Annotated in this window: 11 protein-coding genes; 5 read left to right on the top strand and 6 right to left on the bottom strand. The window is 54.3% G+C overall.

What is annotated here, in order from left to right; genetic code table 11:
- The first annotated feature begins 30 nt into the window (after positions 1 to 30).
- Positions 31 to 900, top strand: a complete 870-nt coding sequence (locus VJ162_RS17870) for a universal stress protein (protein WP_324666163.1) — start codon at positions 31 to 33, stop codon at positions 898 to 900.
- Positions 901 to 1229: 329 nt separating this feature from the next.
- Here VJ162_RS17870 and VJ162_RS17865 read toward each other — a convergent pair whose 3' ends face one another.
- Complete coding sequence (locus VJ162_RS17865) at positions 1230 to 2075, bottom strand: DUF6920 family protein (RefSeq protein WP_324666162.1); 846 nt, start codon at positions 2073 to 2075, stop codon at positions 1230 to 1232.
- 609 nt (positions 2076 to 2684) lie between these two features.
- Here VJ162_RS17865 and VJ162_RS17860 point away from each other — a divergent pair.
- From VJ162_RS17860 to VJ162_RS17850, 3 genes are all read left to right on the top strand, one after another.
- A complete protein-coding gene (locus tag VJ162_RS17860) occupies positions 2685 to 3122 on the top strand; it encodes a universal stress protein (RefSeq protein ID WP_407066880.1) in 438 nt (145 codons plus the stop codon).
- Between the two features lie 266 nt (positions 3123 to 3388).
- Positions 3389 to 5422, top strand: a complete 2034-nt coding sequence (locus VJ162_RS17855) for a heavy metal translocating P-type ATPase (protein WP_324666160.1) — start codon at positions 3389 to 3391, stop codon at positions 5420 to 5422.
- Positions 5415 to 6158, top strand: a complete 744-nt coding sequence (locus VJ162_RS17850) for a phosphatase PAP2 family protein (RefSeq protein WP_324666159.1) — start codon at positions 5415 to 5417, stop codon at positions 6156 to 6158. Before VJ162_RS17855 ends, VJ162_RS17850 begins: the two co-directional genes overlap by 8 nt.
- A gap of 53 nt (positions 6159 to 6211) precedes the next feature.
- Here the strand turns inward: VJ162_RS17850 and VJ162_RS17845 are convergent, their stop codons facing one another.
- Genes VJ162_RS17845 through VJ162_RS17835 form a run of 3 tightly spaced genes read right to left on the bottom strand, consistent with a single transcriptional unit; the run spans position 6212 to position 7811 of the window.
- Positions 6212 to 7018: a recombinase family protein gene (locus VJ162_RS17845; RefSeq protein WP_324666157.1), complete on the bottom strand. Its 807-nt coding sequence runs from the start codon at positions 7016 to 7018 to the stop codon at positions 6212 to 6214.
- Between the two features lie 60 nt (positions 7019 to 7078).
- A complete protein-coding gene (locus tag VJ162_RS17840; protein ID WP_324666155.1) occupies positions 7079 to 7483 on the bottom strand; it encodes an HVO_A0114 family putative DNA-binding protein in 405 nt (134 codons plus the stop codon).
- 22 nt (positions 7484 to 7505) lie between these two features.
- Positions 7506 to 7811 carry a toxin-antitoxin system TumE family protein gene (locus VJ162_RS17835; RefSeq protein WP_324666153.1) on the bottom strand — a complete coding sequence of 102 codons (306 nt, stop codon included), beginning with the start codon at positions 7809 to 7811 and terminating at the stop codon, positions 7506 to 7508.
- Positions 7812 to 8533: 722 nt separating this feature from the next.
- On the opposite strand from VJ162_RS17835, the gene VJ162_RS17830 reads away from it, so the two are divergent.
- Complete coding sequence (locus VJ162_RS17830) at positions 8534 to 9691, top strand: restriction endonuclease (protein ID WP_324666151.1); 1158 nt, start codon at positions 8534 to 8536, stop codon at positions 9689 to 9691.
- A gap of 185 nt (positions 9692 to 9876) precedes the next feature.
- Here VJ162_RS17830 and dcm read toward each other — a convergent pair whose 3' ends face one another.
- Positions 9877 to 12156 carry a DNA cytosine methyltransferase gene (dcm, locus tag VJ162_RS17825; RefSeq protein WP_324666149.1) on the bottom strand — a complete coding sequence of 760 codons (2280 nt, stop codon included), beginning with the start codon at positions 12154 to 12156 and terminating at the stop codon, positions 9877 to 9879.
- A gap of 91 nt (positions 12157 to 12247) precedes the next feature.
- Positions 12248 to 13546, bottom strand: a complete 1299-nt coding sequence (locus VJ162_RS17820) for a DNA cytosine methyltransferase (protein WP_324666147.1) — start codon at positions 13544 to 13546, stop codon at positions 12248 to 12250.
- Between the last annotated feature and the right edge of the window lie 358 nt (positions 13547 to 13904).

Below are 13904 nucleotides of genomic sequence, written 5' to 3'. Positions count from 1 at the left end.
TGACTATTCACCGTATCTTACGGTAGTGACATGTACGAGTCGATTCTGCTCCCGGTTGATGGCAGTGAACACGCCGCAAAAATCGTCCAGCACGCGGCCGAACTTGCACAGTGGACAGAGGCGAAGATTCAGGTGGTGTTCGTCGCCGATACGAGTCGGGACAGCGTCACCGTTGTCGACGGAAGCGTCGTTGACGCACTAGAACAGGAGGGGGAGCCTATCGTCTCAGATGTCGTAAGTACACTCGATAGCCTGGGCGTCAAGCACGGAACTGACATCATTCAGGGTAGTCCAGCCCCGACAATCGTCGACTACGCTGAGCGATACGACTACGACTTAATCGTCTTACCGACCCACGGTCGGACCGGCATTCCGCGATATCTCCTTGGGAGTGTCACGGAGAAAGTGGTACGCCTGTCCGATGTACCCGTGTTGACCGCCCGAATGAAAGCTAATGAGCAGCTGCAGTTCCCCTACGAGGAGATTCTCATCCCAGCCGATGGGAGCCCCGCTTCGACCGCAGCCGCCAAGCATGGCCTCGCACTTGCAGAGACTCTTCACGCTACTGTCCACATCCTTTCTGTCGTAGATGATACGTCACTGGGTCCCGACGTTCGCTCTGCACTCCCGGCGAACGAACGTGAGCGTCCGGCGACTGAGGCTGTCGAAGATGTGGCTGCAGAAGCTGCTGACCACGAGCTTACAGACGTCCACACGTATGTTGAACATGGATCGCCCGCAGAGGTAATTAGAGAGCAAATCGAAACGAGTGATATCCACGCCGTCGTGATGGGATCCAGTGGGCGCCGTGGTGTCGATCGTATTCTGCTAGGGAGTGTCGCCGAAAAGACGGTCCGCTCGGCACCGGTTCCAGTTATCACCGTCCACGAGCAGCCTTAGTCGAATGCATTGGTGTGGTAGAATACTTGAGCTACCCACCGCTGAACATTCGATGCTGAGGACTGTTCACCTTTGCTCGGTCGTTACGACCGCATCGTCGAAGACGCCACACAGCGATCGGCCTACGCTGGCATGAAATTAGCGGTCATAGAGAAAGGCCACGTCACCAGCGCGCTCGCCTCAGACATCCTACGTGGACATATCCTGAATCATCTTCCGGCACAGGAGGAAGAGTGGGACGCTCAATGAAATCGACGGTGGGGAGACCGTGCCTGTTGGCAGCCCCGACAACGCACACCGTATCACGCTGAGGACGACGGCACCCCAGTTCAATAGTGGTATTCGATGGACGTAACGTTCGCCCGCCAGTAGGGAAAGTCACCATCAGGAGGATTCCACTCGACGAACGCCTCAGTCGGGACCTGTATTCCGTCGTGCCGACGGTACTTTTCGAAGTAACCGGTCCAAGGCGCGAAATCGTCTTCTTCCTGTCGGTACCGTTCGGTAGCGATCACTCGTTCGACTAAAGCGTCGTCGTCGAAGTGGAAGACGAGCGACGCAGTGGTACCCCGGTCCTCGATGGTCGCCCGGGCCGACCGATCATCGATGGGTTCCCACTCGACGCCCGCGTCCGGGAGTAGTGCTGTCGGAAACCAGACGGCCTCACCGAGGTAGCGCAACAACTCCCCCTCGTCCATCTCCGGCCCGGGTTCCGAGGCGGCCACGGGTATCGTAGAAACGAGCATCGCGCGAAGAAATCCCCGTCCGAACTCGTAGGCGTCGACGACGCGCACTGAGAGCAAAGGGAGGATTGTGACGTCTGCGTCCCAGATAAATCCGGGCGGGTCGACGGTGTAATGCTGGGTCGCGGTCATCGGCTTCCAGGACCCGGTTCGTCCACCGAGTCTCAGTGCTCCCTCTTGCTCGAGTCGTACGGAGCGAACGTGAGGCTGGCCGTCTTCTAACACTGTCTCGAAGTACCGCCTGACTGGGGTCGGGAGGGCGTCAGCGACGTCCGACTGGTACGTCCGTTCGGCTGGCACATCGCCAGCCGAACGTAGTTCGTCGACGCGCCGTTTCGTCTCGCGTTCGAGACGGACGGTTCCGAGCGCGACGGCGGCGACAGCGGCAAGACAGGCGGCCAGGAGTACGCGCCGGATAGACGTCGATTGCATGATCGTCACTTCGAGACGAATCGTCGTGAGTGTTCGCCCGCGAATTGCTCCGCGACAAATGCCGTGACCACGACCGTCCCGACTGGGGCCCAAACCTGCCGAAACCGATGAGGATTGAATGGGCCCACGACGCTTCCATTCCGCTCGCCGCGAGGGCGCCCTGAATCACCCAAGTGAAGGCGTACGTAATGCCCAGAAACTACGCGAGACGGTGGCGATTAATCCATCTTCGGACTCCGGGGTCTCGGGTCGGTTCAGTCATCGGTAGTCTTGCTGGGGTGCAATTTTGTGCACCCGTTCTCAGTGCCAGCCGTGTTCGTAGTCGAATTGCTCCTATGCGAAGCAAAAACCTACTAATTTCTAATGTTTTGTCGAGCACTCTGCCCCACACCTGAGTAGAAGGGAAGTGAATCAGGTACTTAGCCGGCAGTGACTATCTCGTCATCGGAGACGTCAACCGGGAATTTCAATCGTCGCTACTGGGAAACCGTTCCAGAACGACGCGCTGGAGTGAGCCACAAATTCCTGATTTGTCGATACGTGACAACACCCTTAGCCACGGTGTTCTGAGCGGGACACTCTTTGCAGTTCGCATCGAATTCTATTCAAATACCTGACACCGTTCTCATCGCCTTCGACGGGTCGCCGCTTTCCGAGCGTGCGCTGACGTATGCTATCGAGACTTTCTCGGAGGCAGCCCTCACCACGATTTACGTCATCAATCCGATTGACTCGGTTATCGACGTAGAAGCTGGCGGCTTACCGGTCGCCGAGGACTGGTACGACAATGCCCAAGATCGCGCAACCAGAATCCACACGACGGCCACGGAGCTCGCGGCAGAACACGATATCGCCCTCACGACCGCCACGGTAGTTGGCAGACCCGCACCAGCGATCCTCGAGTACGCTGCCGACCAAGGCGTCGATCAGATTGTAATGGGGAGTCACGGCCGCACAGGAATAGACCGTACGCTCCTCGGAAGCGTGGCCGAGACAGTTACCCGTCGAGCTCGGATTCCGGTGACGATCATCAGCGGACTATCATAACGGACGGATCGCATACCCGTGAATCTCTGCAGAGTCGAGAAATTGAACTCATATGACATCGAACGGGGACTCATCAGCGTACATAAAATGTCAAATTCATCTATACCTTTGATAGAGAGAACGTGTCCGTGACTGACCCTCTCTCCCTGGCAACGTGTACTGTCCGCATTGAACGACGAGGTGGTCGTGGCGAAGCGGGAGCGCGGGCACTTGAACGACACCTCCAAAATATCTCCGGCGTCCACGACGTCGATGTATCGTTCCGGATGGGGAGCGCTAAGATCACCTATGATGGGGAAATCACATCCGAGGAGGCGATTCGAGACGCAGTTCGCGACCGGGATATCTCGATACGAGACGACCCAGAGAGGGATACGGACGACGTAAGCAGCCGTTCAGAACTCAGGCGAGAGGCGGTGTTCGTCGGGCTGACGCTGCTCGGGATGGTGACTGGTCTGGTGACGGGATGGCTCGACGTCCGGCCACCCCTCATGTGGACCAGCTACGGCGTCGCGTACGCTTTCGGCGGCGGGTACGGACTCAAAGGGGCGGTCAAGACGCTCCGCCACGGTGCTGTCGATATCGACCTGTTGATGATTGTCGCCGCCCTCGGTGCTCTCTCGATTGGGGCCCCGTTCGAGGGGGCGATGCTCCTCTTCCTGTTCTCGTTGTCGAATACGCTCCAACACTACGCGATTGGGCGCTCACGCCGGGCGATCAAGTCTCTCATCGAGATGCGGCCGGACGAAGCTCAGGTGCTCCGCGATGGGGAAGAAGTCACTGTCCCCATCGACGACGTCGCCGTCGGCGACGTGTTCGTCGTCCGGCCCGGTGACAAAATTCCGCTGGACGGCGTCGTCACGTCCGGCGAGGGCACGGTCGACCAAGCCTCGCTCACCGGCGAGTCTGTGCTCGTACCGAAGGAACCCGGCGACGAGGTGTTCGGCGGGACAATCAACGAGAGCGGGAGCCTCGAGATTGAGGTTACACGGCAGGCCCACGAGTCGGCCATCAGCCGCCTCATCAATATGGTCGAAAACGCACAGAGCGAGAAGGCACCGACACAGCGGCTCATCGACCGTTTCGAACAACCGTACGTCCTCGGCGTGTTCGCACTCACAATCACAGCTATCGCGATTCCGCTCGCTCTTGGAAGCGCGTTCACCAGTACGTTCTACCGAGCGATGACGCTCATGGTTGCGGCCTCGCCGTGTGCGGTCATCATCTCGACGCCCGCAGCGGTCCTGTCGGCGATCGCTTCGGGCGGCAGGCAGGGTGTCCTGTTCAAGGGCGGCGAGCACGTCGAGGCGGCAGCGAATATCGACGCTGTCGCGTTCGACAAAACAGGCACGCTCACGCAGGGCGATACGCAGTTGACGGACGTCTTCGTCAGCGAGACGGCAGACGAGTCACTGACCGACAATGGGCTGCTCTCACTCGCGGCCGCAGTACAGGACCGGTCAGAGCATCACCTCGCTCGTGCAACGGTGACGGCAGCGAAAGAGCGGTCACTCGACGTTCTCGACGCACAACGGTTTCAGTCAGCTGCAGGAAAAGGCGTCCGGGCTGAAGTCGAAGACAGCACGATACACATCGGGAATCGGAGTTACTTCCGGACTGTCCTCGCAGACGCAGCAATCGAGGGACTCGAACCCGGCCTCAGCCGGCTCCAGTCGCTAGAATCAGAGGGGAAAACGAGCGTCATCGTCGCCCGAGAGGACAGCGACGGTGTCACCGTGTTAGGGTGGCTCGCGTTCACCGACACGGTCCGTCCCGGCGCTGCCGAAATGATCGACGAACTCCGCTCGCTCGGGGTGGAGCATATCGTCATGCTGACGGGCGACAACGAGCGCGTCGCACAGCGGATCGCAGACGAGGTTGGTATCGACGAAGTGCAGGCCGAACTGCTGCCGGAGGAGAAAGTGGCAACCATCGAAGCTCTGGTCGATCGTCACGAGAACGTGGCGATGGTCGGCGACGGTGTCAACGACGCGCCGGCGTTGGCGACCGCGACACTCGGCATAGCGATGGGCGGTGCGGGGACCGACGTAGCACTCGACACTGCCGACGTGGTATTGATGGGAGATGATCTCAGCAAGATCCCCTATGTCTTCGGTCTCGGACGCAAGACCCGCCGGACGCTCACCGTCAATCTCGTTATCGCCTTTGGCGCGATTGCACTCATGGTCGGCACGATCCTCCTCAGAGGTATCCCGCTTCCACTCGCAGTGGTCGGTCACGAGGGCTCAACGGTGCTCGTCTCGCTGAACGGCCTTCGGTTGCTCGGCTATCGTGGTTGACATCCTCCCCGCGCTAAAGGGTGAGGATTCCCCGAAGGGGAGTTTGGGGTTCCGTGTTTCCTCGCGGTGCAAGAATTTCTTCTTACTTCCTCGACCTCCAGGCGCGGGTGAAGCACCTGCCATAGCGTGGCTTCCAGCTATCTTCCAAGGCATATTAGCTTCGATCGCGACTGGGTCTGGCCCCGGATTTCCGAGTGGCCACGCCTTTGGGAGTACTCTGGTATGGGGTGGATTCGCACTCGTCGTCTTCGAAGACGAATTATCGCCAAGGTGGCTCGGAGTCGCAGCCGTCGTCGGTCTCGTCTCGCTCTCACGACTCGTCTTGGGCGTCCATTACCTCGTTGATGTCGTGGTCGGGGCTGGTCTCGGAGTGGTGGTACTGGGCGTGCTCTATGTAGTCGCCGATCGTGGTACTGCCCCCTCTCGAGTGCTCCTCATCGCGGTCGGCGTCGGCGCCGTTGGACTAATCCAAGGAGCCTCCTTTGAGAGCGTAGCCGCACTTGGAAGTAGCGTCGGCGGATGGCTTGCCTGGCATGGAATTGCCGATTTGACAGCCGCTCAGCCGTCAAACAGCCGAGAAGCAGCTGCTGGATTCCTTGTATTCGGATTGGCAGGCGGTTTCTTCGCCGTGGTGTATGCTGTCGAACCATCATTGCTGGCCACGTTTTTCGGCTCCGCGATCGCCGTCAGTGGGGCCGTTGTCGCCCCTCTAGCCGGTGGGAAGCTCATATATTGACAATAACTGTTGGAACATCACGCACACAGAGTCGGCCGCTGTTGATAGGATAGCTATTGCTGGTGGCGCTGAATCTCATCGCGAACAAGAGTGCGAATTTCCTGTTCGGGCAAGCTTGTATCTGCAGGAATATCCGGTTCCTCGAGTGGTTGAAGTTCCTGAGCGGCAGCTTTGAGTCGCTTATCTTCGGCTTCAGCGTAGAAATATAGCTCACGACGGTCGTCAAAGAGGGCCCGCAACGTTGATTCGGCAACAGGCGTTCCGTCAGCTGCTTTAGCGTAAGTATAGCCTTGCTCGACGCGTTCGAGCGCACGTCGAATCGTTAGGAACTCGTCGGCGTTGACCTGGAGATATCCGTCTTCGACGTCGAACCCGGCTGGCGGCCGTCCGGTCCATCGGCCGGCCTCTTTCGCGGCGTCGATACCGGACTGAATCCGGCGGAGCTTCTGTTTGTGCTCGACACGAGCGAGGTCGCCCATCACACCAGCAATAAGTTGGCTCACCGCTCTGTCGACGAGGTCATCCTCAAGGCTAATTTCCAACCCGACTTCCAGATCCTGAACGCCAGTTTCGTGACTAAGACAGAACTCTAGGAACTCGTGGATTTCGCCAGCGCCGAGTCGGGAGAGTCGGGACAGTTCGTGGACGACGACTACATCCAAAAACCCGTTTTCGACATCTGAACGGAGACGCTGGTACTCTTCACCGCGGTCAGTTTTGGTCCCACTGATGATGTCTGCGTAGGCGTGAATCTCTGGCTCGTCATACGTGTCTTCGGCAAACTCCCGAAGTTCGTTGATCTGTCGTTGTGGGTCCTGGTCTGTCGTTGAAACACGGGCGTAGATGCCGATCTCAGGCATACTTCTTGCGGCCTCAGCCGAGTGTATAAGTTATCCACTTTTTGTCGACTTCAGTAACTGTCATGGAGCAGCAGCACCAATATTATCGCTCGATCCAGCAAACGGAATATCGATTTCGAGCCCATCGTAGGTCAATAATGGTTTTTTTGCCTGCCCGGAGCCCCCTCCTTCGAACTCAATGACACCGATCGATTCGAGTTCAGTGAGATTCCGATGGACCTGTTTGTAGTCTCGGTCGACGAGTTCAGCAGCCTCGCGAATACTGTCAGGGCCGTGGTCCGAGATTGCCTCTAGCAGTTCCAGATTCTTTGGACTGAGGAGCCGACTGAGTTCAGTGTACGATTCGAAATTGAGCACTGGTTGGGCGTCCTCAAGGTCCTGGCCTTCCTGTGCAGCCTTGATGCGACTGCGGGTACGCTGATCGAGACGGTTGCGTTCACCGACAGTGACTTTGAGCGTTGGCATAATGTGTTCTCCTGGAGGCGTCCTACGGTGACCAGTCCCATGAGACGGGCGACAGTTCTTCAGCTTCCTCTTTGAATCGGTCATAGAGCGTGAGCATCCCGGGGAAATCGATATATTCGATATCGGTCTGGGTGTGGCGCTCGTGTCCTTTCTGTCGTTCGTGAGCGTTGTCGTATCGAATGATGGTCTCGCCACCAACTTCGCCGAGGTGTAGGCTGTAGTCCCAGCCACAGGGGTACTTTTCATCGTCCGTCTGCCGGATGGTCACTGCAACAACGTAGCCGTCTTCGACATCCCGCCAGTCTTCGATTGTCGTATAGGACGCCATCCGCTAGCCTATGTTATTACCTCCATAGACATAAGCCTATGGAGTGAACCCCATAGATTGTGAAGATTCTGATCGGGACTTTCTGCGGTGACTGCTGGATTAATAAACTAGCCGGGTTTTGAACAATCCGTACAAACCACTAGCTTTCTATGATTTGTTTTATTTCCACCGTTTATATGCTAATGTATGTAGGGGTCCCGAAATGCGTCGTTCTTCAGCAACCGAGGGTAGGATCAAATAAAAACGCCCGATCCGGTAGCTCAATTCAATCAATCTGCATAACTCAATCGGCGAAATATATGCACATCTCTGGTCACCGAGGACTCAGAATATGCATACATCGAGGATCGTGAATACATCTACGTCTGACCCCGGGGAGTCATCGCTTGATCACTGTTATAGAAGATGTGGTGCGAGTTCAGTTCTATTCCATCTCCCTGCAGCAGAGTGCGAAATTGAATCTGATTAACGCGATAATTGCGACCACTGTAGAATCTCCTGTTCAATCCGATAGAATAGACCACTCGTCTGCATCGTCGCTTGTTACCATAGATGGCTCTCTTAATGGTCCGACCTTCCGGACCGAGAGCGGCACAAGCGACGGGTCGCGTGTCCGTTGGGGTACTGGGGTACTCTGTGGGACGGATACTTTTGATTTCCGCCGACATCGAGCCTTTCCAGCTAAATTTATCACGACACACTGACTGTCATATCCTACACCTATGGGAAGGTACGGTGACCAGTATGTTGTTGATGAAGAGTACCGGAACTCAACAGCACTTGAGACTAATCAATACCATAAGTGGCTGAATGGGCCACTAGATGGAGGTATTAATCCCCAAATGGGGATCGGGAAACTTGCAAACCCTGACACAGGGCAATGTGAATTTCTTGTCTTCTACTCATCGGATAGCCAGTCCCAGAGACGAGATCCATGGGATGATATAATAAATATGGAAGACGGGATTGCGTATTTTTGGGGCGATTCTAAGGCTGGAGATGGGCCGGATCCACTGGAGCGTGCTGGGAACACGTGGGTAAAAAACGAATACTGCCGCACATACGCGCAAAACCGACGTTCCGAGGCCCCTCCCGTACTCCTATTTCAAAAGGAGCATACCGGATACGTGACGTTCAAAGGCGTGTGTCTTATTTCGAGTGTCAATATCGAACGACATAAGGACGGCGCTGATACGGTTGTTAATTATCGCATCGAACTGGATATCCTTGATGCAGACGTTGTCGACTTAGAATGGATACACCGAAAAGCACGAACTGGCGTAGATACCGGTGGGCCCAAAGCGTGGAACCACTGGGTGGATACTGGTACTGTCCGGCGCTACTCGATCTATAAAGAGCGAATCCGCTCAAAAGTCGCTCAAACACCAGAGGGACAGCTTGCTGACCTGCACTCCGACATACGGTCACGACTCGATGGATCAACAGTTGAGCGGGGGAAAAAGCTGGAATTACTGCTGAAGCGAGTCCTAGATAGTATGGACCATGTCTCTCGCGTCGAACTCACACCCAGCAGTGGTGACAGGGGTATCGATTTGAGCGGAAAAATAGATTTGATGGCTGAAACCCATCTAAGTGAGCCAAACACAAAAATTGATTTCAAAGCACAAATCAAGAACAAGGCTGATAGCGTCGGCGGACGAGAACTCAGCCGCCTTGCATCGCGGATTGATGATGGTGAGATTGGACTATTTTTTACGATGTCATACTATACTGAAGGCGCTCAGAAAGAGAATCTCTCGACCTACCCTGTTCGCCTATTTTCTGGGCGTGATATCGCTGAATTACTGGTTCAAACCGATCTGGCAAGCAAGGATCGGCTGAACGATGCTGTTGTTGATGAGATCAACAATTCGGTATAAATGGCTCTCTGAGCAGACCACTGGATGGCGTATTTCGGGGTATCAGTGGGCTAACTCTCCTCATTGGTCCTTTGGGTACAATGGAAATTCATTTTCTTGGAAGCGGTGACGTTTACTACAGTAAGTTGGTGGAGGTGCCAGATGACGTGTACTGAAAGAGTTTAGATTTATTGGTGAGAAATGAACTAGTCATCTGAGATAACAGATTCGGACATACTAGCCTCCCCTTTTATCGACAATTCAGAGTATCCGGTCAGTATATCTGCAAGTAGATCTCCAATCTGACGGCCTGCCATCGGTGGGACAGCATTTCCAATTTGTCGGAACCAACTTGTGAACGGCCCTAGGAAGATCCAGTCATCCGGGAACGACTGTAATCTGGCAGCCTCTCGGGGAGTAATTCCCCGGTTTCGACGCTTGTCTGCCTTGCTTCCATCATCCTGAACATGTTCATAATAATCAGGCAAAACGAAGCTATTAGCATCTTTCGCCAGATGGGCCACTACCGTGGGTGCGGGTTCATCCCACTCCAGCATCCTGTATTTGTCTTTGAATCGAGGATTCTCTTCTGATCCGACATCATATTCAATCAAGTCCGCATATTCGTCGCTCTTTTTATACTTCACGTCCCATCCCGTGTCTCCCGGATCCAGTGCTTCGTCAAATAGACGCTGGTCTTTAGACATCGGATGCTCACGAGCTCTATGATTGAACGAAAGATAAGTGTCACCAGAAATCCCGTTATTTGACATATAATCACTCGGTCGACCAGGCTGTTTCCCCGCAACTACACGGCCGCCTTCACCACGTAGCAGCTTAGGAAGTCCTGCCAGTGCCTGTCGAACCGTCTGCTGTTCCAGCTGATTTGCACCGAGCTCCTCGAACAGTCTTTCAATTGAGCTATCGTCACTGAGGATATCCTCCCGGATCCCGAGAAGTATGACCCGCGACCGAGACTGAGGGAGACCAATAGTCGAGAGGTCCACGAGCTGATACTGGATCTCGTAGCCGTATTCAGCAGTTTCACCAATTGCATCGAATCCTTCGAGTACTCGGTCAATGACGCGAACACCTGTATCGCCCACTTTAGTCATAATCCCCTCAACATTTTCCATAATAAGTGCGCGTGGTTGCAGTTCCTGAATGATCTCTAGGTATTCTTTATATAGAGATGTCCGCTCGTCATCAAGGACGCTGTATTCGTCGTCAGTTGCGAGGCGAGATCGATACCCAGCAACAGATAGCGATTGACAGGGTGGGCCGCCTACCACCAAGTCTGGCTCCCCCACAGCCTTCTGGATCTTCTCCGCAGCATCAATCTCGCGGATATCATCACAGACCACATTCTCGTGGGGTATTTTTGGGTGGTTCAGGCGGTATGTCGCCGTCGCATGACTGTTGTAATCGATTGCCCACTGGACATCAAACTCGGTATGAGCCAGTCCACAGGACAGACCACCCGCACCAGCGAACAGATCAATCGCAGTCAGGCCATCCCAGTCCTGTTGCTGGGCGCGGAGTCTATGGGAAAGCAGGAATTTCTTGATCTCACAGTTATCGCCACACTGGTCGGTACTCCCTTCCCAAGCGTGGCCTGCAAGTGCTCGGTGGAGCATCGGGAGCAATCGATCTGTTATTTTGTTTTCAAGTATTTCATGCCTGCCGGAACTGTTTTCAGCTTCTCCAGGTGTGAGGAGGCCCAATGAGCATAGAAGTGAGTCAACCTGTGTGTCTGCTGGCCAGACTGGTTTATCAAATGCAGTTAGCAGGAGCCAGCATGCAGTCTCCTCAGAGATGCCCGGCAGTTCGGATAGTACCTCTTGGAAGCGAGAGTACGACAGTGTACTGAAATTACACAGAGTAACCTCATCAGTGTACTTGAGGTCCTCTACCGACTCAAGAAGCTCCAGAAGCATTTCTGTAACACTCTCATCAAGATGATCGGTTGGATTGTTTTGGCCAATGTAGTCATGGATAACGTCCCTGTCGCTACTTGCAACGTTCTTCCACGACCCGAATTCTTCTCGAAGATTGTCTATGAATTGCCGTTCCTTTTTTGCAAAATAGAGAGAACTTGGGGGTTTGTCTGAGCGAGCAAGGGCCGCTGCTGCAACTGTGTCGAGGGGATCATCACTCCCTGCGAGTGGATCTCCACAATTACAGATAGCGCCCGGACAGGGCTCTCCGGACGGGTCATGAATCGTAGTGTACTGACAGGGATAGGAATCATCATTGGTGCGCCTTCTGGCGAGTGATTCAGGGGTTGCAGTTGGGCAACAGCTCGGGAGATCTCGCTGGTGATGTATTTGTTCGGCAGTCAGGACATCAGCGATGAATTCGAGATGTTCAAGAACAAACTGTCTGTGAAAGATCTGTTCTGTAGCAGGGGCATCACGAACAACGGATGGGATGGAAAGAAAATCGCGTGGCTCATCCCGAGATGGCATGAGAGAACCGTTTCTCATGGGAGTATAAATAGCACCTGGTATCGAAAATCAACCGCTCTGGGTTAATCTGTAATAGACCTGACCAGTAGATCGAAAAAGAGGATCCAGACTAAAGTAATTCGGAGCGAATAGCTTTCCCAGCTGCTTGGGCAAGCAGCGGTGGCACAGCGTTGCCTACAAGCCGAAACCCACTCGTACGAGATGTGGGTAACTTAAAGGAATCGCGGAAAGATTGGAGTCGAGCAGCCTCTCGAACGCTCAGTGAGCGGGCTTCACGTGGATGAATAAACATGTGACCGTCCTTCTGCAGATGTGCGACGATGGTTGATGCTGGCTTCTTTGGATTCTGCTTCTTGTAGCTATCTGGAAAAATATCCGCTCGATAGGGGTCAAGATGACTTGCGATATCACCGATATTCCAGCCAACACCCTCCCCCAAGATTTTGTAGAGTGTCAGGTCCTTGTGATTGTGACCCCGTGAACTATGATTCGACAGAGTAGCGTCTTCCCACTCAGTCTCCTCCGATAAGTCGCGCGCCCACTCCTGATACTCTGATAGAGCAGGAACAGTGTACTCTGTCGCTTCCTTGGGAGGCATTCCACCACCAGGTGATAGTGGGGGAAGGTCCAGTATGGCATCTGCTACAGTCACAAATGGTAATTTATCGCCCGGATGTTTCTGGAATTCATGATTAAAACCGGTAACATCGACGCCGAATTCCGTCATAGTCGTCTGCGAGGACTCAGCGCTCTTTTCTGTTCCATCTCGCTGTTTCATCTGCCGTTCTGTTTCATTCCGCGGTTCGCGATGGGTTTCCCACTCTTCGAGGTCAATTCGATCCGATTTGTCTCGCTGTCCGATGAAAAATAACCGTGTCCTGTGCTGTGGAACACCGAAATTAGCTGCGTCTACCTTCTGGACAGTTACACTGTAATCGAGTGCTTCCATCTGCTTGCGAATGATGTTGACGATGGGTTCACCGTTTGCACCAGTTGATGAAAGCATTCCAGTCACATTTTCCATCAGGAACGTCCGGGGAGTAAGATGTTCTACGAACCGCAGAAAGTCTTCATACAGGTGGTGACGATCATCTGATTCGGGAGATTGACCGTCAAGTGATTTGATTTTGGACCGGCCGATCTTTGAGAAGGTCGGACAGGGTGGACCGCCAGCAATCAAATCCAAGTCATCTGGTTCAATATTCTTTACAGCGGTTTCTGGTTCCAGTTCAGACAGGTCGCCTATTTCGGCACCGTATTTTGTGTCGGGGTGGTTTTGCCGGTATGTTTCGATGGCGTCTGTATCACTATCCACGGCCCACAGCACATTGAAGCCGGCCTGTTCAAGTCCCCTAGAGAGCCCACCTGCACCACAGAATAGATCAATCGCAGTAGGGCGGTCTGACATTGGTAAGTTCTGATTCGTCGGCCCTAATGATGGTTTCGAGTCACTGACTCTATAGCTGATTGGAGATTGACGACGCTAGGAGATGCTCTGGCGTGTATTTCGAGTAGGGCCACCAAGATCAGGAAACGTAACGGTAGCGAGCTCAATCGACGATACGGTCAGTCAGTAATACGGTCTATCTCGTTTTCGGTGAAAAGCATAGGCATCAAAATCTGGCCAACGCCATCAATCGAGTTTTCGGCACTGTAGTTTCGCTAGACGCAACAGCTACGACTGCGTTATCTCGGTAGAAAGCGAAGAGACAGATTGGTTTGACATCCGAAATCCGTCTCTTCACTCGTGTTACGGTCGCTAAAGC

The organism is Haloarcula sediminis (assembly GCF_035656455.1).
Taxonomy (GTDB): Archaea; Halobacteriota; Halobacteria; order Halobacteriales; family Haloarculaceae; genus Haloarcula; species Haloarcula sediminis.
Note: the sequence above shows the minus strand (reverse complement) of the source record. Positions and strands in the feature narration are given on the sequence as shown.

What these genes read in the sequence shown, in the direction of transcription:
- VJ162_RS17865 (WP_324666162.1), bottom strand. Translation starts at nt 2,075, where the DNA reads ATGCAATCGACGTCTATCCGGCGCGTACTCCTGGCCGCCTGTCTTGCC.
- dcm (WP_324666149.1), bottom strand. Translation starts at nt 12,156, where the DNA reads ATGAGAAACGGTTCTCTCATGCCATCTCGGGATGAGCCACGCGATTTT.
- VJ162_RS17830 (WP_324666151.1), top strand. Translation starts at nt 8,534, where the DNA reads ATGGGAAGGTACGGTGACCAGTATGTTGTTGATGAAGAGTACCGGAAC.
- VJ162_RS17835 (WP_324666153.1), bottom strand. Translation starts at nt 7,811, where the DNA reads ATGGCGTCCTATACGACAATCGAAGACTGGCGGGATGTCGAAGACGGC.
- VJ162_RS17820 (WP_324666147.1), bottom strand. Translation starts at nt 13,546, where the DNA reads ATGTCAGACCGCCCTACTGCGATTGATCTATTCTGTGGTGCAGGTGGG.
- VJ162_RS17845 (WP_324666157.1), bottom strand. Translation starts at nt 7,018, where the DNA reads ATGCCTGAGATCGGCATCTACGCCCGTGTTTCAACGACAGACCAGGAC.
- VJ162_RS17840 (WP_324666155.1), bottom strand. Translation starts at nt 7,483, where the DNA reads ATGCCAACGCTCAAAGTCACTGTCGGTGAACGCAACCGTCTCGATCAG.
- VJ162_RS17855 (WP_324666160.1), top strand. Translation starts at nt 3,389, where the DNA reads ATGGGGAGCGCTAAGATCACCTATGATGGGGAAATCACATCCGAGGAG.
- VJ162_RS17870 (WP_324666163.1), top strand. Translation starts at nt 31, where the DNA reads ATGTACGAGTCGATTCTGCTCCCGGTTGATGGCAGTGAACACGCCGCA.